Annotated in this window: 20 protein-coding genes; 4 read left to right on the forward strand and 16 right to left on the reverse strand. The window is 71.8% G+C overall.

Annotated features, from left to right (window positions below; translation table 11 throughout):
- Positions 1-84: 84 nt before the first annotated feature.
- Genes era through J2W20_RS15880 form a run of 4 tightly spaced genes read right to left on the reverse strand, consistent with a single transcriptional unit; the run spans position 85 to position 3,944 of the window.
- Positions 85-1,035 (reverse strand): GTPase Era, encoded by a 951-nt coding sequence (gene era, locus J2W20_RS15865; protein ID WP_307007749.1) that lies wholly within the window; start codon positions 1,033-1,035, stop codon positions 85-87.
- Positions 1,028-2,326 carry a hemolysin family protein gene (locus J2W20_RS15870; RefSeq protein WP_307007750.1) on the reverse strand — a complete coding sequence of 433 codons (1,299 nt, stop codon included), beginning with the start codon at positions 2,324-2,326 and terminating at the stop codon, positions 1,028-1,030. Before J2W20_RS15870 ends, era begins: the two co-directional genes overlap by 8 nt.
- The gene (gene ybeY / locus J2W20_RS15875) at positions 2,323-2,796 is read right to left on the reverse strand and encodes an rRNA maturation RNase YbeY (protein WP_307007752.1); all 474 of its coding nucleotides are present in this window, start codon (positions 2,794-2,796) and stop codon (positions 2,323-2,325) included. The genes J2W20_RS15870 and ybeY overlap by 4 nt, the downstream gene beginning before the upstream one ends.
- On the reverse strand, positions 2,793-3,944 hold the full coding sequence (locus tag J2W20_RS15880) for a PhoH family protein (protein WP_373458027.1): 1,152 nt from the start codon (positions 3,942-3,944) through the stop codon (positions 2,793-2,795). The genes ybeY and J2W20_RS15880 overlap by 4 nt, the downstream gene beginning before the upstream one ends.
- Positions 3,945-4,130: 186 nt before the next feature.
- On the opposite strand from J2W20_RS15880, the gene J2W20_RS15885 reads away from it, so the two are divergent.
- A complete protein-coding gene (locus J2W20_RS15885; protein ID WP_307007754.1) occupies positions 4,131-5,081 on the forward strand; it encodes a GerMN domain-containing protein in 951 nt (316 codons plus the stop codon).
- Here J2W20_RS15885 and J2W20_RS15890 read toward each other — a convergent pair.
- From J2W20_RS15890 to hrcA, 3 genes are read right to left on the reverse strand one after another with little or no spacing between them, the layout of a single operon-like run.
- Positions 5,078-5,866: a 16S rRNA (uracil(1498)-N(3))-methyltransferase gene (locus J2W20_RS15890; RefSeq protein ID WP_307007756.1), complete on the reverse strand. Its 789-nt coding sequence runs from the start codon at positions 5,864-5,866 to the stop codon at positions 5,078-5,080. The genes J2W20_RS15885 and J2W20_RS15890 overlap by 4 nt on opposite strands.
- 2 nt (positions 5,867-5,868) lie before the next feature.
- Positions 5,869-6,996 carry a molecular chaperone DnaJ gene (gene dnaJ / locus J2W20_RS15895; RefSeq protein ID WP_307007757.1) on the reverse strand — a complete coding sequence of 376 codons (1,128 nt, stop codon included), beginning with the start codon at positions 6,994-6,996 and terminating at the stop codon, positions 5,869-5,871.
- A 14-nt stretch (positions 6,997-7,010) separates the two neighbouring features.
- Positions 7,011-8,027: a heat-inducible transcriptional repressor HrcA gene (gene hrcA / locus J2W20_RS15900; RefSeq protein ID WP_307007758.1), complete on the reverse strand. Its 1,017-nt coding sequence runs from the start codon at positions 8,025-8,027 to the stop codon at positions 7,011-7,013.
- Between the two features lie 167 nt (positions 8,028-8,194).
- On the opposite strand from hrcA, the gene J2W20_RS15905 reads away from it, so the two are divergent.
- Entirely contained in the window at positions 8,195-9,046 is an 852-nt protein-coding gene (locus tag J2W20_RS15905) for a DUF3097 family protein (protein ID WP_307007759.1), read from the forward strand.
- A gap of 93 nt (positions 9,047-9,139) precedes the next feature.
- A complete protein-coding gene (locus J2W20_RS15910) occupies positions 9,140-9,541 on the forward strand; it encodes a DUF4870 domain-containing protein (RefSeq protein WP_307007760.1) in 402 nt (133 codons plus the stop codon).
- A 27-nt stretch (positions 9,542-9,568) separates the two neighbouring features.
- Here the strand turns inward: J2W20_RS15910 and hemW are convergent, their stop codons facing one another.
- A complete protein-coding gene (gene hemW, locus J2W20_RS15915; protein ID WP_307007761.1) occupies positions 9,569-10,807 on the reverse strand; it encodes a radical SAM family heme chaperone HemW in 1,239 nt (412 codons plus the stop codon).
- A complete protein-coding gene (gene lepA, locus J2W20_RS15920; RefSeq protein ID WP_307007763.1) occupies positions 10,807-12,660 on the reverse strand; it encodes a translation elongation factor 4 in 1,854 nt (617 codons plus the stop codon). The genes hemW and lepA overlap by 1 nt, the downstream gene beginning before the upstream one ends.
- A 268-nt stretch (positions 12,661-12,928) precedes the next feature.
- Here lepA and rpsT point away from each other — a divergent pair, with 268 nt between their 5' ends.
- Positions 12,929-13,192, forward strand: coding sequence for a 30S ribosomal protein S20 (gene rpsT / locus J2W20_RS15925; protein ID WP_307007765.1), 264 nt, complete (start codon positions 12,929-12,931; stop codon positions 13,190-13,192).
- A 121-nt stretch (positions 13,193-13,313) separates the two neighbouring features.
- Here the strand turns inward: rpsT and holA are convergent, their stop codons facing one another.
- The 7 genes from holA to J2W20_RS15960 form a co-directional block, all read right to left on the reverse strand.
- Positions 13,314-14,354 (reverse strand): DNA polymerase III subunit delta, encoded by a 1,041-nt coding sequence (holA, locus tag J2W20_RS15930; protein WP_307007767.1) that lies wholly within the window; start codon positions 14,352-14,354, stop codon positions 13,314-13,316.
- Positions 14,355-14,385: 31 nt separating this feature from the next.
- Positions 14,386-16,266, reverse strand: a complete 1,881-nt coding sequence (locus tag J2W20_RS15935; RefSeq protein WP_307007769.1) for a ComEC/Rec2 family competence protein — start codon at positions 16,264-16,266, stop codon at positions 14,386-14,388.
- The gene (locus J2W20_RS15940; RefSeq protein WP_307007771.1) at positions 16,263-16,961 is read right to left on the reverse strand and encodes a ComEA family DNA-binding protein; all 699 of its coding nucleotides are present in this window, start codon (positions 16,959-16,961) and stop codon (positions 16,263-16,265) included. Before J2W20_RS15940 ends, J2W20_RS15935 begins: the two co-directional genes overlap by 4 nt.
- A gap of 431 nt (positions 16,962-17,392) precedes the next feature.
- On the reverse strand, positions 17,393-18,388 hold the full coding sequence (locus J2W20_RS15945; RefSeq protein WP_307007773.1) for a DegV family protein: 996 nt from the start codon (positions 18,386-18,388) through the stop codon (positions 17,393-17,395).
- A 13-nt stretch (positions 18,389-18,401) separates the two neighbouring features.
- A complete protein-coding gene (gene leuS / locus J2W20_RS15950) occupies positions 18,402-20,978 on the reverse strand; it encodes a leucine--tRNA ligase (RefSeq protein ID WP_373458029.1) in 2,577 nt (858 codons plus the stop codon).
- A gap of 158 nt (positions 20,979-21,136) precedes the next feature.
- Positions 21,137-22,672: a glycerol kinase GlpK gene (gene glpK / locus J2W20_RS15955; protein ID WP_307007777.1), complete on the reverse strand. Its 1,536-nt coding sequence runs from the start codon at positions 22,670-22,672 to the stop codon at positions 21,137-21,139.
- A gap of 46 nt (positions 22,673-22,718) precedes the next feature.
- The gene (locus J2W20_RS15960) at positions 22,719-23,471 is read right to left on the reverse strand and encodes an MIP/aquaporin family protein (RefSeq protein ID WP_307007780.1); all 753 of its coding nucleotides are present in this window, start codon (positions 23,469-23,471) and stop codon (positions 22,719-22,721) included.
- Between the last annotated feature and the right edge of the window lie 183 nt (positions 23,472-23,654).

Here is a 23,654-nt window from a genome sequence, read left to right on the forward strand (position 1 = left end):
CTTCCTGCGAGGGGCTGGGTCGGTATATAGTAACCGGCCACCCTGTGTGGGCCCTGTAGCCACAGCGGGGCGGCTCGCGCCGCGCTAGAACCCGAGCCGGCCCAGCTGCTTGGGGTCGCGCTGCCAGTCCTTGGCGACCTTGACGTGCAGGTCGAGGTAGATCCGGGTCCCGAGCAGCGCCTCGATGCCGCGCCGGGCCACCGTGCCGACCTCGCGCAGCCGTGCTCCGCCCTTGCCGATGATGATGGCCTTCTGCGAGGGCCGCTCGACGAACAGGTTCACCCTCACGTCGAGCAGCGGGTTGTCCTCGCTGCGTCCCTCCCGCGGCACGATCTCGTCGACCACGACCGCGAGCGAGTGCGGCAGTTCGTCGCGCACGCCCTCGAGGGCCGCTTCGCGGATGAGTTCGGCGACCATGACCGCCTCGGGCTCGTCCGTCAGCTCTCCGTCCGGGTACAGCGGCGGCGAGGGCGGCATGTGGCCGATCAGCACGTCCGCGACCGTGGAGACCTGGTATCCGTCCTGCCCGGAGACGGGCACCACGTCGGCCCAGCCCTCGCCGCCGAGCACTTCGCGCCCGAGGGCGTCGACGGCGAGGAGCTGCTCGGTGAGCTGGGCGCGGTCGACGAGGTCGGCCTTGGTGACGAGGGCGACGATCGGCTTGCGCGGGACGCCGGCCAGCTGGTTGGCGATGTACTTGTCCCCCGGTCCGATCCGCTCGTTCGCGGGAATGCAGAACCCGATCGCGTCGACCTCGGAGAGGGTCTCCGCCACGAGGTCGTTCAGCCGCTGCCCGAGCAGGGTCCGCGGGCGGTGCAGCCCGGGGGTGTCCACGAGGATCAGCTGGCCGTCCTCGCGGTGGACGATGCCGCGGATCGTGTGCCGCGTGGTCTGGGGCTTCGCCGAGGTGATGGCCACCTTCTGGCCCACGAGCGCGTTGGTCAGCGTCGACTTGCCCGCGTTGGGGCGCCCCACGAGCACGGCAAATCCGGCGCGGTAGTCCGGGGCTCCGTGCCCCTCGGTCTTCTCAGCCATGGGTGTTCCCTGCCTCGTCGTTGTTCTCAGTTGTCGTGGTCGGCTCGGCGCGCTCGGCGAGGATGTGGCTGATCCGGTTCCGGCGCCCCACCCGCCGTTCGGCGGTGAGGCGGATTCCGTGGACCTCGGCCGTGCTCCCCACGATCGGCACGCGCCCGAGGCCCTTGGCGAGGAGCCCGCCGACGGTCTCCACCTCGTCGTCCTCGAGGTCGACGTCGAACAGCTCTCCGAGGTCGTCCAGCCCCATGCGGGCAGTCACCCGGAACCGGCCGTCGCCGAGGTCGAGGGCCTCGGCCTCGTCGTCGTCGTACTCGTCGACGATCTCGCCGACGAGTTCCTCGATGAGGTCCTCGAGCGTGACCAGCCCGGCGGTGCCGCCGTACTCGTCGACGACGATGGCCAGATGCGTCGACTCGCGCTGCAGCTCCTTCAGCAGCTCGTCGACCGGCTTGGACTCGGGCACGAACCGCGGCTCGCGCGCGAGCGAGTCGACCGGCTCGCGTTCGGCACCGGCGGCCTCGTGGAGCCGCGCCGCGACGTCCTTGAGGTAGAGGACGCCGCTGACGTCGTCGAGGCTCTCCCTGAACACCGGGACGCGCGAGCAGCCCGACCGCAGGAACAGCGACATGGACTGGCGCAGCGTCGAGCCGGACTCGATCGCGACGATGTCGGTCCGTGGCACCATGACGGCGCGCACGAGCGTCTCGCCGAGTTCGAACACGGACTGGAGCAGTTCGGCCTGCTCATCCTCGAGGTCCTCGGTGTCGCTCGAGCGCTCGACGAATTCGCGCAGCTCGGTCGAGGTGTACGTGGCCTCCTCGTGGCGGGGGTCGGTGCCGGTGGCCGCGCTGCCGATCCGCACGAGCCAGCCGGGGACCGGTCCGAGGGCGGCCCGGAGGCCGCTCAGGAGCGGCGCGGAGACCGCGGCGATCGGCAGCGCGTGCTGGCGCCCGAGCTGGCGGGGCGAGACCCCGACGAGCAGGAAGCCGATGAGGGCCATGACCACGGTCGCGGCGAGCCCGGCGAGCCAGACGTTGTCCAGCCAGCTGTGCACGAGGACGGCCACGGCCACCGCCGCGGCGGTCTCGAACCAGATGCGCCAGAACCGCAGCGCGTGCAGATGCGGCACCGGGTCCGCCAGGACGCGGGCGAGGGCCGCGGCACGGCCGGTCTCGATGTGCTCCTCCGCGTCGTGGCGCGGGAGGAAGGCGAAAGCCGCCTCAGCGGCGGCGAGGAATCCTGCGAGGACGACGAAGACGAGGGCGAGGATGAGCAGGAATGCGGTGGTCACGCCACCGTCTCGCTCGGTGCCGGCCTCCCGAGGAATTCGGTGAGCAGCTCGCGCTGGAGCGCGAACATCTCGTCCCGTTCCTCCGGCTCCGCGTGGTCGAAGCCGAGCAGGTGCAGGATCCCGTGGGTCGCGAGCAGGAGCATCTCGTCGTCCGCCGTGTGCCCGCCGCGCTGGGCCTGCTGGACCGCGACCTGGGGGCAGATCGCGATGTCACCGAGCATGCCCTGCGGGGTGGGGCGCCCCGGGGCGCCGGGCGTGAGCTCGTCCATGGGCACCGAGAGCACGTCGGTGGGCCCCGGCTCGTCCATGAGCTCGAGGTGCAGGCGCTCCATCGCCTCCTCGTCGACGAGCAGGATCGACAGTTCGGTCTGCGGGTGGAGCCACAGGCGCTCGAACACGAACTGGCCAAGGCGCACGAGGGCCTCGGCATCGACCTCGAGGCCGGACTCGTTGTTGACTTCGATGCTCACGAGTCCAGCTTAGACTCAGGCGCGCCCGCGACCGGCGTGGAGGAGCCCTGGGCGCGGGCTTGGTCCCGCCGGCGCTGGACCCGGGCGCGCTCCTTGGCATCCCACCGTCCGTAGGCGTCCACGATGTCTCCGACAAGCCGGTGCCGGACCACATCGCTGGCATCGAGCACGGAGAAGTTCACGTCCTCCACCCCTTGGAGGATCTGCTGGACGATCCGCAGGCCCGAGGCGGCGCCTGTCGGGAGGTCGACCTGAGTCACATCCCCGGTCACGACCATCTTCGAGCCGAACCCCAGGCGCGTGAGGAACATCTTCATCTGTTCGGGCGTCGTGTTCTGCGCCTCGTCGAGGATGATGAAGGCGTCGTTGAGGGTGCGCCCGCGCATGTACGCGAGCGGGGCCACCTCGATGGTGCCGGCCGCCATGAGGCGCGGAATGGACTCGGGGTCCATCATGTCGTGCAGGGCGTCGTACAGGGGGCGCAGATACGGGTCGATCTTGTCGCTGAGCGTGCCCGGGAGGAAGCCGAGCCGCTCCCCCGCCTCGACCGCGGGCCGCGTGAGGATGATCCGGCTGACGTCCTTGTGCTGGAGCGCCTGGACCGCCTTGGCCATCGCGAGATAGGTCTTGCCCGTGCCGGCAGGACCGATCCCGAAGATCACGGTGTTGGCGTCGATCGCGTCGACGTACTCCTTCTGGTTGGCCGTCTTGGGGCGGATCGTCCTGCCCCGGCTCGAGAGGATGTTGTGCGTGAGCACATCGGACGGGCTCGCGACCGTCTGGGTGCGCAGCATCGCGACGAGCTGCTCGAGCGACGCGGTGGTCACGGTGGCCCCGCTCGCGGCGATGGCCGAGATCTCCTCGAAGAGCCGCCGGATGTGCGGTACCTCGGCGGTCGGACCGACGATGGTGAGCTCGTTGCCGCGCGCATGGATCGACACTGCCGGGAACTGCTCCTCGACGTACCGCAGGGCTTCGTCGTGCGGGCCGAGGATGCGGACCATCTCGTCGCTCGAACCGAAGCGCAGCACTTCGGTGCGGGCCGCGGGCGTGGTGTGCGGGAACTCCGCGGTCACAGGCGTGTCTCTCCTCCTCGGTGCGGCCGTCGGCCGCTCGTGGCCGGCCCTCTGGCCGCCCGTCCAGTCCATCCTACTGCCGCGCCCGCCGCAGGGGCCGTGTGATGCGGGGGCCGTGCCGGGCCAAAGTCGTTGGAAATATCAATCGTGCATCACTTGGGACACTATTCCCCCCTCGGCCGGGACCACGCCGGAATGCTGTGCCAAGCTGGACGGTGGCCCCGCCGGAGGGGCACGGACTGATCTGCGAGGGAAGCGATGGCACTTCGAGCTGGGCTGGGGAGCCGGCGCCGACGCGGCGCGCGGACCCTCGCTGCCGCCCTCCTCGCCGCGGGCCTGCCCCTCGCCGGCTGCACGGCCGCGGGCACACCCCAGCCGAGCATCGCCGCGGGGTCGACGGCCGGGCCCAGCAGCGGGATGACGCAGGCCTCGGCCCCTCTCGAGACGTCCCAGACCTCGGCGAAGGCCCCGGTGTACTGGCTGGGCCGGGCGCGGGACGGGGTCTATCTGTACCGGGAGTTCCGCGATGCAGACTCCCGGGACAACCCCATCGCCACGGCCCTGCGGATCATGATGTCGCAGAAGCCGCTCGACCCCCACTACTTCACGCCCTGGCAGTCGCCCAAGAAGCTCGCCGCGTCGGTCTCGGGGCGGAACTACATCACGGTCGATGTCTCAGACGACGCCTTCAACACCGGCGTGGACGAGCCGACGGCCCAGCTCGCGGTCCAGCAGCTGGTCTACACCGCGACGGCTGCGGCGGCGAGCTCGGGACTGGTGGACGCCGGCCAGCCGATCTCGGTCATGCTCCTGGTCGACGGCCGGACCTCGCAGCTCGCCTTCTCGCGTGTCCAGCTGGGGCAGCTCATGCAGCGTGACCCCTCGATGATCGCGCCGGTGTGGATCATCGACCCGCAGGAGGGCACCCAGCTCAAGGGCGCGCTCAAGGTCTTCGGCAGGGCGACCCAGCCGGACAGGCCCTTCGCGTGGCAGGTCCTGCGGCACGATGCCCAGGGGAACCGGTCGGTGTACGTCAGCGGGAACATCACCTCGGGCCACGAGCCCGGGCACGTCGGCGAGTTCACCTTCTCGGTCAACCTGCCGCCCGGCGACTACGAAGTGCGGATCCTGCCAGCGGACGACGCCTCGCCGTCGGCCGCCTCGAGCACTGCCGCCTGGGACTCCAAGTCCTTCACCATCACGGGCTAGCGGCCGTCCCGGGTCCCCCACCGGCCCAGGCGTTCGCCGGCGAGGGCGAGAGCGGCCGGCCCGGCGGTCGAGGACCGCAGCACGTGGGGGCCGAGCAACGCCAGACGCGCCCCCGCCAGCACGAAGCGCTCGAGTTCGGCCGGGCTGATTCCACCCTCGGGGCCGACGATGAACAGGACCTCGCCCTCGCCTGAGTCCACGCCGTCCTCGGGCGCCACACCGCGGAGGATGCCGGCGAGCGATTCGCTCGCCTCCTCGTGGAGCACGACGGCGAGCCGCGCCTGCGCGATGCGCTCGGCGAGGCGGGCGTCGTCGACCGCGGGCTCGACCGCCGGCACCCAGGCGCGGCGGGCCTGCTTGGCTGCGGCGAGGACCACGGAGCGCCACTTCGCGAGCGCCTTGTCGGCCCGTTCACCCTTCCAGCGCACGATCGAGCGCTCGGCCTGCCACGGGATGACCGCGTCCACGCCGAGCTCGGTCGCCGTCTCCGCGGCGAGCTCGTCCCGATCGCCCTTCGCCAGCGCCTGGACGAGGACGAGTCTGAACGGGGGGCGCGCCTCGTGGTCGACAGAGTCGATGACGGCCTCGAGCACCGAGCCCTCGGCCCTGCTGACCGTGCCGACGGCGCGCGTCCCGGCGCCGTCAGAGACGTCGACGCCCTCCCCGACGCCCAGCCGCCGGACGGCGACAGCATGCCGCCCCTCGGCCCCGTCGACCGTCATGGTGCTGCCGGGGGCTGCGCCGTCGAGCGCGCCGGGGGCGACGTAGAAGAGCGGCCGGGACATCGTCAGAGGTTGCCGAACTTGTCGCGGAGCTTGGCGAACATGCCGCCGCTGCCCACGAGCTTGCCCTCGCCGACCTGCTCGCCGCGCAGCTTGGCGAACTGGCGCAGGAGCTCCTCCTGCTCCGCGTCGAGCTTCGTAGGCGTCTCGACCCTGACGTGCACGAGGAGGTCTCCGCGGCCGGCGCCGCGCAGCCGGGCCACGCCGAGGTCGTGCAGGGTCACCACATCACCGGACTGGCTGCCGGGCCGCAGCGTGATCCCCTGCTCGCCGTCGAACGTCTCCAAGGTCATCTCGGACCCGAGGGCGGCGGCGGTCATCGGGACGCTGAGCGTGGCGTGCAGGTCATCGCCCTCGCGCGTGAAGGTCGGGTGGGAGGCCACCCGGATCTCCACGTAGAGGTCGCCCGACGGTCCGCCGGCCGTTCCCGCCTCGCCCTGGCCGGCGAGCTGGATGCGCGTGCCGGTGGACACACCCGCCGGGATCTTGACGGTGAGCGAGCGCCGGCTCCGGATGCGGCCCTCGCCGCCGCACTCGTTGCACGGGCTGGGGATCTCGGTGCCGAATCCCTGGCAGGTGGGGCACGTGGCCATGGTCATGACCTGGCCGAGGATCGAACGGACCGGCCGCTGGATGTGTCCGGAGCCGCCGCAGACGCCGCAGCGGACCGGCTCGGTGCCGGGCTCGCAGCACGAGCCGTCGCAGCGGGTGCAGACCACGGCGGTGTCGACCTCGAGCTTCTTGTTGACGCCGAACACCGCGTCCTTGAGCTCGATCCGGACGGCGATGAGGGCATCCTGTCCGCGCCGGACGCGCGAAGCGGGGCCGGACTGTGCCGCGCCGCCGCCGAAGAAGGTCTCGAAGATGTCCTGGAACGCGAAGCCCGCCCCGTTGTAGCCGCCGGAGAAGCCGTTGTCGGTGCCGTTCTCGTTCCCCGTCGTGTCATAGACGCGGCGCTTCTGCGGGTCCGAGAGGACCTCGTAGGCGTGGGTGACCGCCTTGAACCGGTCCGCGGCGTCTTCGCCCGGGTTCATGTCCGGGTGGAGCTTGCGGGCCAGCTTCTTGTAGGCCTTCTTGATCTCCTCGGGCGTCGCATCGGTCTGGACGCCGAGGGTTTCGTAGTGGCTGCTCACAGTTCTCTTTCTTCTCAGCTTCCGGCGATGATCTTCGACAGGTAGCGGGCGACCGCCCGCACTGCGGCCATCGTGGCCGGATAGTCCATGCGTGTGGGGCCGAGGATGCCGAGCTTCGGGCCGTCGTCCTGCCCGTACCCGGTGGCCACCACGGAGGTCTCGGCGAGGCCGACATACGGGTTCTCCCGCCCGATGGTGACCGTGACGCCGCGCGGATCGCTCGCCATCTCGGACAGGAGCCGCAGCAGGACGACCTGTTCCTCGAGTGCCTCGAGCACCGGCGAGATGCTCTGCAGGAAGTCGCTGTTGGACCGGGCGAGGTAGGCCGTGCCGGCCATCACCATCCGGTCCTCACGGCTTGCCTCGGCCAGGGTGCCGAGGCCGTAGGCCAGCTCGGCGCCCAGCCGCTGGTCCTGGGGCGCGAGCGAGGCGACGACGTCCGCCGCGCCGGCGGCGAGCCTCGCGACCGCCGTGCCGGCCAGCCCCTCGAGGAATCGCTGCCGCAGGTAGGCGAGCCTGTCCCGGTCGACGTCCTCGCCCACGGTGTGCACGCGCTGCTCGACCGTCCCGGTGTCCGCGATGAGGACGAGCAGCACCTGGCGCGGGGCCATCGACACCGCCTCGACGTGGCGCACCTTGGCCCGGCCCAGCTGCGGGTACTGCACGACGGCGACCTGGTTGGTCAGCTGGGACAGGAGCCTGACCGTGCGCTCGAGGACATCGTCCAGGTCGTCCGCCCCGTCCAGGAGCGTCTGGATCGCCTGCTTCTCCGCCGCGGACAGCGGCCGCACCGCCGAGAGGTGGTCCACGAAGACGCGGTAGCCCTTGTCGGTCGGGACCCGGCCCGCGCTCGTGTGGGGGGCCGTGATGAGGCCGTCGTCCTCGAGGGCCGCCATGTCGTTGCGGATCGTGGCGCTCGAGACACCGAGCCGGTGGCGTTCCACGAGCGCTTTGGACCCGACGGGCTCGCGGTAGTGGACGTAGTCCTCCACAATCGCCCGCAGGACCTCCAGCTTCCGGGGCTCGTTCATCACACCTCCTGCTCCGACGGCGGGCGGCGCGCCCGCGGCTTAGCACTCTCTGGGATCAAGTGCTAAGTCTAGTACGCCCACCGCCCCGGGCGGGAACCCCCGGGCTGTGCGCTCGGCCACGGCGCGTCCCCGGGTGCCGCGGCCCGGGCCGCCGTAGGATTCGGCGGGTGGACCGACTCAGCTATGACTCCTGGGGGCCGGCCGACCTCGCTGCCCCGTCCCGTGCCGAACTGCCCCTCGTCCCCGCCGATCTCGGGCTCGTCCTCGAAGACGCCGAGAGCGGATGGGTCGGTGCCGTGGTCCGCGTGGAGAAGTCCGGGGGCATGCACCTCATGAGCCTCGAGGACCGGCGCGGGCGCACCCGCTCGTTCCAGCTCGGATTCGGCTTCCTCCTCGATGGCCGCCCCGTCCGCGTCGGTCCGCCGGCCCCCCGGGCCCAGCCCGCTGCCCCTGCACGGACCGCGTCCGGCTCGGTGCGCGTCGAGGGCCTGCGGGCGCAGGTGGCCAAGGCAAGCCGGGTCTGGGTGGAGGGCAAGCACGACGCCGAGCTCGTGGAGAAGGTCTGGGGAGACGACCTCCGCGTCGAGGGGATCGTCGTCGAGCCCCTGCACGGGGTCGACGACCTCGCGGGGGCGGTCGCGGCGTTCGGGCCCGGACCGGGCCGGAAGCTCGGGATCATCGTCGACCACCTGGTGGAGGGCTCGAAGGAGTCGCGGATCGTGGCCGAGGCCGTGGCTGTCCCAGGGGCCGCCGGGAACGTGCTCGTCGTGGGCCACCCCTACGTGGACGTCTGGCAGGCCATCAAGCCCTCGGTGCTCGGCATCCCCGCATGGCCCACCGTGCCGCGCGGCACGGGTTGGAAGACCGGGATCCTCAAGGCGTTCGGATGGCCGCACGGCACCGCGGAAGACGTGGGCCTCGGCTGGCAGAAGCTCCTCGGGGCGGTGCGCACGTACGCCGATCTCGAGCCCTCCCTGCTCGGCCGCGTCGAAGAGGTCATCGACTTCCTGACCGCCTGATCGCGCAACCTTGGATATCCTTGGACTGCTCCCGGCGGCCGCAAGGCCCCGCGGACGTCAACACCGCAAGGACCCACAGGCAAGGATTCATCAGTGGCCGAGTACCCGAAGGACCCCCGCAGCACCGCCGGACAGGACAACGGTGCCACGGTCCCCGCGCCGCTGACGGCGTCCGAGGACCGGCAATGGGCGACCCTCGCGCATTTCGGCGGCATCCTCGGCTTCGTCCCGTCGCTCCTGATCTACCTCGTCTTCAAGGACCGCGGGCCCTTCACCGCGCAGGAGTCGAAGGAAGCCCTGAACTTCACCCTGCCGCCCACGATCGCGGCGATCCTGCTCAACCTGCTCGGGTACATCCCGTTCGTGGGGAGCGTGTTCTCGGTCCTGGCGACCCTGCTGTGGATCGCGCTGACCGTGTTCTCGGTCACGGCCGGCATCCAGGTCAACCGCGGGCAGCCGTACCAGTACCGCTACAACCTGCACCTCATCAAGTGACCGATCAGGGGAACGCTGCTGAACTCGTCAGGGAAGCAGCGCGCGCACGACCGCGTCGGCGAGGAGCCGGCCCCGCAGCGTGAGGACCAGCCGGCCCCGCAGCGCCGCTGGACCCTCGACGAGCCCGTCGGCGATCAGGCCGGCTACCGCCGCGCGGCCCTCGGCATCGAGGTCGGACGTCGGCAGGCCCGAGGCGAGCCGGACCATCAGGAGGACGCGCTCCACGTGGCGGGTGCCGTCGTCGAGCGTCTCCCGGCCCGCGGCGGGCGAGAGGCCCTGCGCGAGTCGCCCGGCGTAGGCGGTGGGGTGCTTGACGTTCCACCAGCGGACGCCGCCCACATGGGAGTGCGCCCCGGGGCCGATGCCCCACCAGTCGCCGCCGTTCCAGTAGGCGAGGTTGTGCCGGCACTCGAAGCGGCCGGCCTGCTGGCCGCCGCGGGCCCAGTTGCTGACCTCGTACCAGTGGAAGCCCGCGCTGCCGAGCACCGCGTCGGCCAGCTCGTACTTCTCGGCATGGTCGTCGTCGTCCACCGCCGGAACCTCTCCGCGGCGGATCTGGGCGGCGAGCTTCGTCCCCTCCTCGACGATCAGGGCATAGGCGCTCACATGGTCCGGCTCGCACGCCAGCGCCGCGTCGAGCGAGGCGCGCCAGTCGTCGCGCGACTCGCCCGGGGTGCCGTAGATGAGGTCCAGGCTCACGTCGAGTCCCGCGTCCCGGGCCCATCGGACCGCCTCGGGCACTCGGGAGGGGGTGTGGGTGCGGTCGAGGACCTTGAGGACGTGCGGCACGGCGGACTGCATGCCGAAGGAGACCCGGGTGAAGCCGGCCTCGGCGAGGGCCTGGAGTGAGGCCGGCGTGACCGAGTCCGGGTTCGCCTCCGTGGTCACCTCGGCCCCCGGTTCAAGTCCCCATTCAGCGACCGCCGCCGCGAGGATCGCGGCAAGGTCCTGAGCGGGCAGGAGGGTGGGGGTGCCGCCGCCGAAGAACACCGTGGAGAGACGACGGCGCGGCACGCCCGAGGCGTCCAGCGCGGCCGCCGCGAAGCGCACCTCCGAGACGGCGGTCGCGGCGTAGTTCGCCTGCGAGGCGCCGCCGCCGAGCTCCGTGGCCGTGTAGGTGTTGAAGTCGCAGTATCCGCACCGGACGGCGCAGAACGGGATGTGGGCGTACAGCGAGAAGCCCCGCTCCCCCGCCGCCACGGCCGCCTGGGGCGGCAGGACGCCGTCGGCCGGGGCCGGGTCCCCCAGAGGAAGGGTGCTGGGCACTACTTCTTCGCCTTGTCCTTCGACTCGTCGGTGGTCAGCGCCGCGATGAAGGCTTCCTGGGGCACCTCGACGCGGCCGACCATCTTCATGCGCTTCTTGCCCTCTTTCTGCTTCTCGAGGAGCTTGCGCTTGCGGGTGATGTCGCCGCCGTAGCACTTGGCGAGGACATCCTTGCGGATGGCCCGGATGTTCTCGCGGGCGATGATCCGCGAGCCGATGGCCGCCTGGATGGGCACCTCGAACTGCTGGCGCGGGATGAGCTCGCGCAGCTTCGCGGTCATCATGGTCCCGTACGCGTAGGCCTTGTCGCGGTGCGTGATGGCGCTGAACGCGTCGACCTGCTCCCCCTGCAGGAGGATGTCGACCTTGACGAGGTCGGCGACCTGGTCGCCGTCGGCCTTCCAGTCGAGCGAGGCGTAGCCGCGAGTCTTGGATTTGAGCTGGTCGAAGAAGTCGAACACGATCTCCGCCAGCGGGATCCAGTAGCGCAGTTCCACCCGGTCCTCGGAGAGGTAGTCCATCCCCTTCATCTGGCCGCGCCGGCCCTGGCAGAGCTCCATGATGGCGCCCACGAACTCGTTCGGGGCCAGGATGGTCGCCGAGACCATGGGCTCGCGGACCTCGAGGACCTTGCCCGTGGGGAACTCGCTCGGGTTCGTGACGGTCACGACCGACTTGTCCTCGAGGGTCACGTCGTAGATGACGTTGGGGGCCGTGGAGATGAGATCGAGGTTGAACTCCCGCTCGAGGCGCTCGCGCACGATCTCGAGGTGCAGGAGGCCGAGGAAGCCCACACGGAAGCCGAAGCCGAGCGCGGCGGAGGTCTCGGGCTCGTAGACGAGGGCCGCGTCGTTGAGCTTGAGCTTGTCCAGCGCGTCCCGCAGGTCCGGATAGTCCGAGCCGTCCAGCGGATAGAGGCCGGAGAAGACCATGGGCTTGGGGTCCTGGTAGCCGCCGAGGGACTCCGACGCCGGCTTGGAAAGGTTCGTGATCGTGTCGCCGACCTTGGACTGGCGCACGTCCTTGACGCCCGTGATGAGGTAGCCCACCTCGCCGACGCCGAGGCCCTTGGACGGGATCGGCTCCGGGGAGATGACGCCGATCTCGAGCAGCTCGTGGCTGGCCTTGGTCGACATCATCTGGATCCGCTCGCGCGGGCTCAGCGAGCCGTCGACGACGCGCACGTAGGTCACGACCCCGCGGTACGTGTCGTACACGGAGTCGAAGATCATCGCCCGGGCGGGGGCCTTGGCGTCGCCCACGGGTGCCGGGATGTCCCGCACGATCCGGTCGAGGAGGCCCTCGACGCCCACGCCGGTCTTGCCGGAGACCTTCAGGACGTCGTCGGGGTCGCCGCCGATGAGGTTGGCGAGCTCCTCCGCGTACTTCTCGGGCTGGGCCGCGGGCAGGTCGATCTTGTTCAGCACAGGGATGATGGTGAGGTCGTTCTCCATCGCGAGGTACAGGTTCGCGAGGGTCTGGGCCTCGATCCCCTGGGCCGCGTCGACGAGGAGCACCGCGCCCTCGCAGGCCGCGAGCGAGCGCGAGACCTCGTAGGTGAAGTCGACGTGCCCGGGCGTGTCGATCATGTTCAGGGCGAAGGCCGTGCCGTCGACCTCCCACGGCATGCGGACCGCCTGGGACTTGATGGTGATGCCGCGCTCGCGCTCGATGTCCATCCGGTCGAGGTACTGCGCCTTCATGTCCCGCGGCTGCACGACTCCCGTGAACTGGAGCATCCGGTCGGCGAGGGTCGACTTTCCGTGGTCGATGTGCGCGATGATGCAGAAGTTGCGGATGATCGACGGATCGGTCGCGGCGGGCACGGGCGCTGTGCGGGCCATGGGAGACACGGTGAACGGTCCTCACTGTCAATACGGTCGAGGCGTGGTTGCCCACGGTGGTTTGCTGACTTCCTAGTCTCCCATAGGCTGTGTGCGCGCCGCTCCCGCGTGCGCAGCCCCCGTGGACGCGGCGAGTCTGCTAGCATGATCTGCTGTGTGTCCGTGCAGGTCGGCGGGCACTGACGACCGGCTGCCATAGGCATCCCCACGCCGCTCAGTCGATGGTCGGTCCGAACGCCCTCTAGACCCTGTTGGCATCAACAAGAGAGTTCCATACGTGGCAAACATCAAGTCCCAGAAGAAGCGCATTCTCACCAACGAGAAGGCCCGCCAGCGCAACATGGCGGTCAAGTCGGAGCTGAAGACGGCCATCCGCGCCGTCACCAGCGCGATCGCCTCCGCTGACAAGGATGCCGCTGTCTCCGCTCTGGCCTACGCGAGCAAGAAGCTCGACAAGGCCGTGAGCAAGGGCGTCATCCACAAGAACCAGGCCGCGAACCGCAAGTCGGGCATCGCGAAGAAGGTCGGCAGCATCGGCTGACCTGCAGGTCTTCCTGGAAGGGGCCGGCATCCGTGACGGATGCCGGCCCCTTCTGTCGTCCGTGGCCTCCGGTCCCGGGCCTCCGCGTCCCGGGTCGCTGGCCCGGATCGGCCGGTTCCGATCAGCGGGCGCGGGCGGCCGAGCTGACTGTCGAGAGGGCGCGCTCGACCGCATAGGCGGGATCGCGCGCGAGCCCCTTGACCTCGGCGTCGGCCTCCGCGACGGCCCGGATCGCTGCGGCGAGGCTCTGCGGCGTCCAGCCTCGGATGTCACGCTGGGCCTGCTCGACGAGCCACGGCTGCATGCCGAGCTCCCTGGCGATGGCCTGTGCTGATCCGTGGGCCCCCGCGACCTTGGCCAGCGTCCTGAGCTTGGAGGCGATGGCCGCGACCATCGGCACCGGGTCGACGCCGGTCTCGAGGGCGTGCCGGAAGGCCGAGAGCGCCTTCGCCTTCTGGCCGGCGAGGGCGGCGTCGGCGACTTTGAAGGCCGTGGCCTCGACGCGTCCGCCGTAGTACTTCTCGACCGTCGCGGCGTCGACTGCAGAGGATGCGTCGAGGATCAGCTGGCTGCACGCGGCCGCCAGCTCCGCGAGGCTGCTGCCCACCGCGGCGACGAGGGCGTCCACGGCCTCGCGTTCGATCCGCCGGCCCGACCCGCGGAACTCGGCCTGCACGAAGGCAGCCTTGTCGGAGTCCTTCTTCAGCGGCTGGCAGTCGACGACGGGCGCGCCCGAGGCCTTGACCGCGTCGAGGAGCTTCTTGCCCCGGGTTCCGCCGCCATGCCGGAGCACGAGGACGACGTCCGGCTCCGGGGCCGATGTGTACGCGAGCCCGTCGCGGAGGAACTCCTCGCTCATGGATTCGAGTCCGTGCACCTCGATGAGCTTGCTCTCGCCGAACAGCGATGGAGAGGCCGCCATCAGCAGCTCACCGCCGGCGTAGGCGCCGGCCTCGAGCCGGGTGACTTCGAGCTCGCCAGCGGCCTCCCTGGCCTTGGTCCGCACCGAATCCATAGCCCGGGCCGCGAGGTAGTCCTCCGGGCCCGTGACCAGGACCACGGGCGCGGGCCCGGCGTCGCGCCAGTCGACGGTCCCCGCGCTCCTGGCGCCGGCGGAGCCCCTGGGCGCCTGGGACCTGCTGGTCCGGGCTGGGGGCGTCACGCGCGGCCCCCTGCGGTGGTCTTGCTGCACTTCACCCGTCCACTCTCCCACGCCGGGCCGCCCGGCCCAATCCGGACGCGGCGGCCGCGGCCGCACGGGCGCCGGCTGCGGGCCCTCGCATGCGCAGGAGCACCGCGCGCCATCGCCCGGACGAGAGCGCAGCCCACAGCACCACGGCGTTCGCCGCGGACACAGCGGCCATCACCGCCGTTCCGATGAGGCCCTCCGGCCAGGGCAGGGCCGCCCCCGGGAGCGATGCGAGCAGGCGCGCGACGGCGGCGACGGCCTGGGCGGCGGCGCCCCCGACCGCTGTGCACACGAGCGCCATCGGCGGACACCAGGGGCAGGTGGCGAGGGCCAGCGTCCCGGCCACGGTCACGAGCGGGACGAAGGGGGCCACCACGACGTTGGCGACGAGGGACAGGCTCAGGAACGAGGGCTGGATGAGCACCATGAGGGGGCCGCACATCAGCTGGGCCGAGAGGGGTACGGCGACGCCTACGGCGAGCCAGGTGGGCAGGCGCGCCGCGAGCAGGCCGGTGAGCGGCGGCCCGAGCAGTGCGATCCCGAGCGTGGCCGCCACCGAGAGCAGGAAGCCCATGCTCAGGGCGAGGTCCGGCTCGAGCAGGACGAGGACCAGCACGGCGCCGGACAGGGAGGAGCAGCTCCGCCCGGCGCGGCCGCTCACGAGGGCCACGAGCCCGACGGCGCCCATGGCTGCCGCCCTGAGGACACTCGCCTCGGGCCCGACCACGAGGGCGAACGCCGCGAGCACTGCACAGCTGGCGGCGGCGGCCGCCGGCCGCGGGGCGCGGGCGGCGCGCAGGGCCAGGAGCACACTGGCGGACAGAAGGGTGAAATTCGCTCCGCTCACTGCAGTGAGGTGGCCCAGCCCGACCTGCCGCATCGCGTCCTCGAGCTCCTGCGGCAGCGCTGCCGTGTCGCCGACGGCCATGCCGGGCAGGAGCCCTGCCGCATCCTCCGCCAGCCACGCGCTCGAAGCGCGGAGCGCTCCCCGGACCTCGCCCACGAGCAGGCCGACGGGCTCTCCGCCGACGACGCGCGGCCGGGACGAGGTGCTCAGCAGGGGCGGGCGTCCCGGCTGGGTCGCGGGGACGACGCGCCCGGCCACCTCGACGGTGGTGCCCGGCCGGAGCCCCCTGACCTCACTCCCGCCGATGAGCCGGACCGCGGACGATGCCGCGAAGGTGCGCCCGGCGTCGGTCGCCCGCAGGATCCGTCCCTCGGCCCCGAAGCGCGGTGCCGTGCCGAACCTGCTGGGCCCGCGCAGGGGCGTGGGCTCCGTGCGGACTTCGACCGTGGCCACGGTGCTGCCGCCGCGGGCCAGCAGCTCGCCCACCGGTCCGGCGCGCTCGGCTGCGCCGTGTCCTCCGGCCGCGGCAAGGCCTGCCGCGCCTGCCAGGGCGGAGCACGCGGCGAGGACCGCGAGACCTGCCGCTCGCGCCGGGGTCGGCCCGGGGCGGCCGAGTGTGCTCCGGCCGCCCTGCGGCGATCGCCGCTGGGGGCTGCGCCGCAGCGGGCCGCAGCGCCAGGGCCGAGACCTGCGGAATCGCGCCCTCCAGACGTGCGCCCTCCGGCAGCCGAACGCCACGGTCGCCGCCGCTGCGGCGCAGACGAGGCTCGCGGCAAGGAGCGCCACCAGGATGCTGGCCGCCTCTGCGAACGGGCCCACCGCGGCGCCGAGCCACGCCGCCGCGCCCAGGGGAACGAGCCGCAGGTCCCTCCACCGGCCGCCGGCCGCCACGGGCTGCACCGCCTCCACGCTCCACCAGCCCGAGGCGAGCATGCGGAGCCGGTCCGGCGCGGCGGCCGTGCCCGCCGCACGCTCCCCGGCCGCGCCCTCCACCGCGGCCGTGCGGTAGCGGTCCCAGGCCCCGCGACGGCCGCTCATCCGACGGTCACCAACGGCAGCAGCGACTCGAGCATCTTCGGCCCGATCCCGCTCACCGCGTCGAGGTCCTCGGGGGCCGAGAAGCGCCCGTGGGCCGCGCGGTAGTCGACGATGCGCTGGGCTAGGACGGGCCCGACCCGGGGAAGCACTCCGAGGTCCTCCGCCGTCGCAGTGTTGATGTTGACCTTGCGGGGACCGCCTCCTGCCGGCGCGGGGGTGCCGTCGGCCCGCTGGGGCGCGCTGCCGCCCGGTGCTCCGGCGGCGGTGCCGCCGGCGTGCAGGCCTTCCTCGGGTTCGCCGCGGACCGGAACCTTGAGGCGCGTTCCGTCCTCGACCGGCGCTGCCAGGTTGAGCCGGTCGAGGTCCGCGCCAGGCTTTGCGCCCCCGGCCGCGGCAATGGCCTCGTGGACGCGCGCCCCCGGGGCCAGGCGGTAGACCCCCGGAGCAGCGACTGCCCCCGCGACGTGCACCGTGGGGCCGCCCACCACGGGGCCGTCGACCGTGGGCCCGTCGACCGGCGGCTGCGCCGGAGATCCCGAGGACGTCTGGTGGCCTGGAGCCTGCGGGCCCGCGCTCCCGGTACGCACGGGCGACGCGTCGACCGGGGCGGCGGTGGGGGCGGCCCCGTAGGCGATCGCCCACCAGCCCGCGCACACCGCGGCGAGGAGCGCCGCGAGGACCGCGCCGAGCCGCACTGAGACAGCGAACCTCGGTCGGTCCGCCCGGCGCCGGACGCCTGAACCATCCGCGTACCCGTACCCGGTGCCATCCGCCAGCCCGGTATCCTCCCCATCGCCGGGGTCGTCCGCCGGCCGGGTGTCGCCCGCGTCCCCGGAGTCATCCGCCAGACCGGCGTGGTGCGCGGGGTCGCCGCGCTCGGCCAGGCCAGCGCCGTGCCCGGGCGGGCCGATGTCGAGGAGGCCGGGCGGGGCATCGTCGGGAGGGAAGAGCGCGTCCCAGCGGTGGGCGGCCGCCCGCCGCCCACCGGTTCCCCTCCCCCGTCTGCCCACGGTCTCCACGCTGCCATCAGGGCTCGGAGGCCATCGGGCTGGGCCCTCCTATGTGGACGACGCGCGTGGCCGCACCCGTGTGGAGGACGAGTGGCAGCCCAGCCGGCCGCGGCGGGCTAGCGAGGTGCGGGGCCCGGAGGAGCGGCGTCGGGCCCCTCGGGGCCGGCGACGACCACGGCGAGCACCCCGAGCCCGGTATGCGCGGCGAGGACTGCCGGCATCGCGGAGACCACCACGGAGTCCGGGGCCACGCCGAGGTCTGCGGCCAGCGCCGCGGCGAAGCCGGCCGCCTCGGGCCTGTTGCCGAAGTAGTGGACGGCGAGGACCGGGGGAACGTGGGCGGCCGCGCGGGCGACCGCGAGCTCCCGCAGCCTGGACACGGCCCGGGGCGCCGTGCGGATGCGCTCGAGGGGAACGATCAGCCCGTCGCGCAGAGTGAGGATGGGCTTGATGGAGAGCACCGTCCCCACCAGCGAGGCCGCTGCCCCGATGCGCCCCCCGCGGCGCAGCTGCTCGAGGCTCGGCACGTAGAAGAGGACCTCCGCCCCGGCGAGCATGTCCTCGGCGGCCTGCCGCACGGCGTCGGGCCCGGCACCGGTGGCCGCCGAGAGCACCGCCGCCCGGACGGAGAAGCCGAGGGCCATGCCCGCGGTGCGCGAATCGACCACCGCCACGGGGATGCCGACGCGCGCCGAGGCGATCCGCGCGGCGTCGGCCGTCCCGGAGAGCTTCCCGGAGAGGTGCAGCGAGAGGACGGCGTCGAAGCCCGCCTGCTCGAAGGCCCGGTAGGCCCGCTCGAACTGGCCCGGTGCGGGCCGCGAGGTGCGCACCTGCCGGCCAGCGGCGAGGGCCAGGCCGAGGGCCGTGTCGACGTCCTCGCCTTCGGTGAAGATCTCCTCGCCGGCCATGACCGGCAGGACGATGCAGGCGAAGCACCCCGCCTGCTCGAACTCGTCCGTCCACGTTGGGGGCAGCGCGGCCGAGGAGTCGGTCACGACGGCGACGCGCGGCCGAGGCGCCGGCGTGGCGGCCGGGGCAGGCCCCTGGCGGAGCCTGCCCCACCGCCGCAGCCAGGCGATCGCAGGGAGTTCCTGTGCCTGTCCCTCAGCCACGCGGGGTCACCGGTCAGGCGGGGACGACGTTGACCAGCTTGGGCGCCCGCACGACCACGGTCCGGATCCCGCGGCCGTCGAGGACCCGCTGGACGTTCGGGGAGGCAAGGGCGAGCTCGCGCAGGTCCTCCTCCGAGATGTCCACGGAGACCTCGAGGCGGTCCCGCACCTTGCCCTGGACCTGGACCACGGCGGTCACGGTGTCCTCGACCAGGAGCGAGGGGTCGTGCACGGGCCAGGACGCGTTCGAGACCGAGGGCTCGTGGCCCAGGGCCGCCCAGAGGTCCTCGGCGGTGTACGGCGCGAAGAGGCTGAGCATGATCGCCACGGCCTCGACCGCCTCGCGCACGGCGGGATCGGCGCCTCCGGGGCCGGAGTCGATCGCCTTGCGCGTGGCGTTGACGAGCTCCATGGCCTTGGCGACGACCACATTGAACTTGTGCGCGTCCAGGAGCTCGGTGGCGTCGGCGATCGTCCGGTGGGTGACGGCGCGCAGCGACCGGTCCCCCGTCGCGGGATCCGCCCCGGGGGCGCTGGTCACGTCCTGGCCCAGGCGCCACGCCCGGGCCAGGAACTTCGCCGAGCCGGACGGAGAGACGTCGGCCCAGTCGACGTCGTCCTCCGGCGGGGAGGCGAACACCATGGTGAGGCGGACGGCGTCGACGCCGAACGTGTTCAGCTGCTCGCCGAGGTCCACGCCGTTGCCGAGGGACTTGCTCATCGCCTTGCCGCCGTTGAGCACCTGGCCCTGGTTCATGAGGGCCGCGAACGGCTCGTCCGCCTCGAGGAGGCCCATGTCCTTCATGACTTTGGTGAAGAAGCGGCTGTACAGAAGGTGCAGGATCGCATGCTCGACCCCGCCCACGTACTGCGCCACGGGCATCCAGCGCCGCGCGGCCTCGGGGTCGAACGGGCCCTCGGTGTAGTCGGGCGAGAGGTAGCGCAGGTAGTACCAGGACGAGTCGACGAACGTGTCCATGGTGTCGGTGTCGCGCAGGGCGGCGCCCCCGCAGGAGGGGCACGTGACGTTGACCCAGTCCTCGGCGGACGCGAGCGGGGAGGTGCCCTTGGGCGCGAGCTGCTCGCCGCGGAGGTTGTCCGGGAGCCGCACGGGCAGCTGGTCGTCCGGGACCGGGACCTCGCCGCACGCCGGGCAGTGGATGATCGGGATCGGTGCACCCCAGAACCGCTGGCGGGACAGCAGCCAGTCGCGCAGCCGGTAGTTGACCGTGCCCTCGCCCGTGCCGGCGGCCTCGACCACCTCGATGGCCTTGGCGATGCCCTCGGCCTTCGACAGGCCGTCCAACGGGCCGGAATTGATGATCGTGCCCTCGCCGCTCGTCGCGACGCCGGTGACGGCGGGGTCGTCCTCGCCGGTGTCGAGCACGGCCCGGACTGGCAGCCCGAAGGCCTTGGCGAAGTCGAGGTCGCGCTGGTCGTGGGCCGGGACGGCCATGATCGCGCCCGTGCCGTAGTCGGCCAGGACGTAGTCCGCGGCCCACACCGGCAGCTTCTCGCCGCTGAGGGGGTTCACGGCGTAGCGGCCGAGGAAGACACCGGTCTTCTCGCGGTCGGTGTTCTGCCGCTCGATCTCACTCAGCGCCTTGACCCGGTCCTGGTAGTCGGCGAGCGCCTGCGCCTGCTCCGGAGCGACGAGTTCGCCGGCGAGATCGGCGTCCGCCGCGACGACGAAGAACGTGGCCCCGTAGAGGGTGTCGGGGCGGGTCGTGAAGACGGTGACCTCGCGCTCCGGCCGCCCGGCGGCGGCCTCGATGGCGAACCGCACGTGCGCGCCCTCGGAGCGGCCGATCCAGTTGCGCTGCATGGCCAGGACGCGCTCGGGCCAGTGGCCCTCGAGCTCGGCCATGTCCTCGAGCAGCCGGTCAGCGTAGTCGGTGATCTTGAAGTACCACTGGTTGAGGGACTTCTTCGTCACGGGGGTGCCGCAGCGCTCGCACGCGCCGTTGACGACCTGCTCGTTCGCCAGGACGGTCTGGTCCTTGGGGCACCAGTTCACCGGATGGTTCTTGCGGTAGGCCAGTCCGCGCTCGTAGAAGCGCAGGAACAGCCACTGGGTCCACCGGTAGTACTCGGGATCGGAGGTGTGCAGGCGGCGCGACCAGTCGAGGCTGAGCGCATACCGCTTGAACGAGGCGGCCTGGGTCTCGATGTTCTTGTACGTCCACTCGGCCGGGTGGGTGTTGCGCTTGATGGCCGCGTTCTCGGCCGGCAGGCCGAAGGAGTCCCAGCCGATGGGGTGCAGCACGTCGTAGCCCCTGAGGCGCCAGTAGCGCGCCACGGCGTCGCCCATCGCGAAGGCCTCGGCGTGGCCCATGTGGAGGTCGCCGGACGGGTACGGGAACATGTCGAGCACGTAGCGGCGCTCGCGGCTGCCGTCGTCCTTGGGGGTGAACACCCCCAGCTCGTCCCACACCGCGGGCCACCTGGCCTCGATCGCGGCGAAGCTGTATGCCGCCCCTGCCGACTGTTCAGCGACCTGCTCTTCGCTCACCGTTTGTCTCTCCACGTCTCTCTTCGTCCAGGCGTCCGCCTGCATCCTTCCCCTGACACACAAAAGCCCCTCGCACAGGGAGGGGCGGCCGCTTGCTGCATGCGGATCCCCCACGGGATCCGCGCTGCAAGCGGCTATCGAAGCAGGAGGACGCCGCGCATGCTAGCCATGCTACCGCAGGCGCGGCGCACGACGGCGGGTGGCCGCCGTCGTGCGCCGCATCCGGTGCCGCAGGGCTACTTCACGTCGGCGTCCACCCAGTCCATCGACTTGGAGACGGCCTTCTTCCACAGCCGCATCTGGCGGTCGCGCTCGGCGGAGTCCATCTGCGGGCTCCAGCGCTTGTCCTCGCCCCAGTTCGCGGAGCATTCCCCGAGGTCCTTCCAGTACCCGACCGCGAGGCCCGCGGCGTACGCGGCGCCGAGCGCGGTGGTCTCGATGACCTTCGGCCGGACAACGTCCACGCCGAGGATGTCCGCCTGGAACTGCATGAGCGCATCGTTGGCGACCATGCCGCCGTCGACCTTGAGCTCCGCCAGCGGGACCCCGGAGTCGGCGTTGACGGCGTCGAGCACCTCGCGGGTCTGGAACGCGGTCGCCTCGAGGGCGGCGCGGGCGATGTGGCCCTTGTTGACGTACCGGGTGAGGCCCACGATGGCGCCGCGGGCGTCCGGGCGCCAGTACGGGGCGAAGAGCCCCGAGAACGCGGGCACGATGTAGACGCCGCCGTTGTCCTCGACCGACTTGGCCAGGGTCTCCACCTCGGGGGCGCTGCCGATCATCCCGAGGTTGTCGCGCAGCCACTGGATGAGCGAGCCGGTGACGGCGATCGAGCCCTCGAGCGCGTAGTGCGGAGCCGCGTCGCCGAGCTTGTAGCCGACCGTGGTGAGCAGGCCATTCTTCGAGTGGACGATCTCCTCGCCCGTGTTGAAGATCAGGAAGCTGCCGGTGCCGTACGTGCTCTTGGCCTCGCCGGTGTCGAACGCGGCCTGGCCGAACGTGGCGGCCTGCTGGTCGCCGAGGATGCCCGCGACCGGGGTCTCCCGCAGCAGTTGCGAGCCGTGCACGGTGCCGTAGGTCTCGGACGAGGACTTGATGGCGGGCATCATCGAGGCGGGCACCCCGAACGCATCCAGGATCCCCTGGTCCCAGCTGAGGGTCTCGAGGTCCATGAACATGGTGCGGGAGGCGTTGGTGACGTCCGTGGCGTGCACGCCGCCGTCGGTGCCGCCCGTGAGGTTCCACAGGACCCACGCGTCCGTGTTGCCGAAGAGGAGGTCTCCGGCCTCGGCCTTCGCCCGGGCGCCCTCGACGTTGTCGAGGATCCACTTGATCTTGGTGCCCGAGAAGTACGTGGCCAGAGGCAGGCCGACCTTCTGCTTGAACCGCTCGACGCCGCCGTCCTTGGCGAGCTCGTCGACGATGCTCTGCGTGCGGGTGTCCTGCCAGACGATCGCGTTGTACACGGGCTCGCCCGTGTTCTTGTCCCAGACCACCGCGGTCTCGCGCTGGTTGGTGATGCCGACGGCGGCGATGTCGTGGCGGGTGAGGTTCGCCTTCGAGAGCGCCTGGCCGATCACCTCACGGGTGTTGTCCCAGATCTCCTTCGGGTTGTGCTCGACCCACCCGGCCTGGGGGAAGATCTGCTCGTGCTCGAGCTGGCCGGTGGAGACGATCGAGCCGGAGTGGTCGAAGACGATGGCCCGGGTGCTCGTGGTCCCCTGGTCGATCGCGATGACGTACTGCTGTGCGCTCTGCGCCTGATCAGACATTCATGGCTCCTTTGGATGAGTCTGCAGTGACGGGTGCTGTGGGCTGCTACTTCGCGACGGCCGCGAAGATGTCGGGGATGATGCGGGCGAACAGGCCGGCGAGGGCGCCGCCGAGGAGCGGTCCGGCCACGGGGACCCAGGCGTAGGCCCAGTCGCTCGAGCCCTTCCCCTTGATCGGCAGGAGGGCGTGGGCGATGCGGGGCCCCAGGTCGCGGGCCGGGTTGATGGCGTAGCCGGTCGGGCCGCCGAGCGAGACGCCGATGCCGACCACGAGGAGGGCGACGGCCAGCGGGCCGAGCCCGGACGGGGTCCCCCCGAAGGAGAGGATGACCTCGACGAGCACGAACGTACCGATGATCTCGGTGATGAGGTTCCAGCCCTTGCTGCGGATGGCCGGACCGGTGGAGAAGGTGCCGAGCTTGTTGGCCGGGTCTGCCTCGTGGTCGAAGTGCTGCTTGTAGGCGAGCCAGCACACGACCGCGCCGAGGAACGCCCCGAGCAGCTCGCCGCCGAAGTAGGTCAGGGTCGAGGCGACGTCGACCTTGACCCCGGGGGCGTACTCGGCCTTGCCATTGAGCAGCAGGCCGAGGGTGACGGCGGGGTTCAGGTGTGCCCCGGACTTCGCGGCGATGTAGACGCCGGAGAACACGGCGATTCCCCATCCCCACGTCACCATCAGGAAGCCGGCGGCATTCCCCTTCGTGCCCTTCAGCGCGACGTTGGCCACGACGCCGCACCCGAGGAGGGTGAGCATCCCGGTGCCGAGCACTTCGGACAAGAAGACGATCCCTAGAGACATCTTTGACTCCTTGCGGTATTCAGGTGTTGCCCCGGACCGGCCGGCCCGGGGCATGGTGCGATGCGCCTCAGGCGACCAGGTGGTCGACGTCCACGCGGTGGCGGTCGGCCAGCGTGGCGACAGCCTGCTCGACCTCCCGCCGGGTGTGCTGCGCATCCCAGCCGAGGAAGACGGCGCAGTGGC

The organism is Sinomonas atrocyanea (assembly GCF_030812675.1).
GTDB lineage: Bacteria > Actinomycetota > Actinomycetes > Actinomycetales > Micrococcaceae > Sinomonas > Sinomonas atrocyanea_B.

Bases quoted from the DNA above. Each gene is read 5' to 3' on its own strand.
- era (WP_307007749.1), bottom strand. From the start codon at position 1,035: ATGGCTGAGAAGACCGAGGGGCACGGAGCCCCGGACTACCGCGCCGGA.
- J2W20_RS15880 (WP_373458027.1), bottom strand. From the start codon at position 3,944: ATGGACTGGACGGGCGGCCAGAGGGCCGGCCACGAGCGGCCGACGGCC.
- J2W20_RS15885 (WP_307007754.1), top strand. From the start codon at position 4,131: ATGGCACTTCGAGCTGGGCTGGGGAGCCGGCGCCGACGCGGCGCGCGG.
- J2W20_RS15890 (WP_307007756.1), bottom strand. From the start codon at position 5,866: ATGTCCCGGCCGCTCTTCTACGTCGCCCCCGGCGCGCTCGACGGCGCA.
- hrcA (WP_307007758.1), bottom strand. From the start codon at position 8,027: ATGAACGAGCCCCGGAAGCTGGAGGTCCTGCGGGCGATTGTGGAGGAC.
- J2W20_RS15935 (WP_307007769.1), bottom strand. From the start codon at position 16,266: ATGAGCGGCCGTCGCGGGGCCTGGGACCGCTACCGCACGGCCGCGGTG.
- glpK (WP_307007777.1), bottom strand. From the start codon at position 22,672: ATGTCTGATCAGGCGCAGAGCGCACAGCAGTACGTCATCGCGATCGAC.
- J2W20_RS15960 (WP_307007780.1), bottom strand. From the start codon at position 23,471: ATGTCTCTAGGGATCGTCTTCTTGTCCGAAGTGCTCGGCACCGGGATG.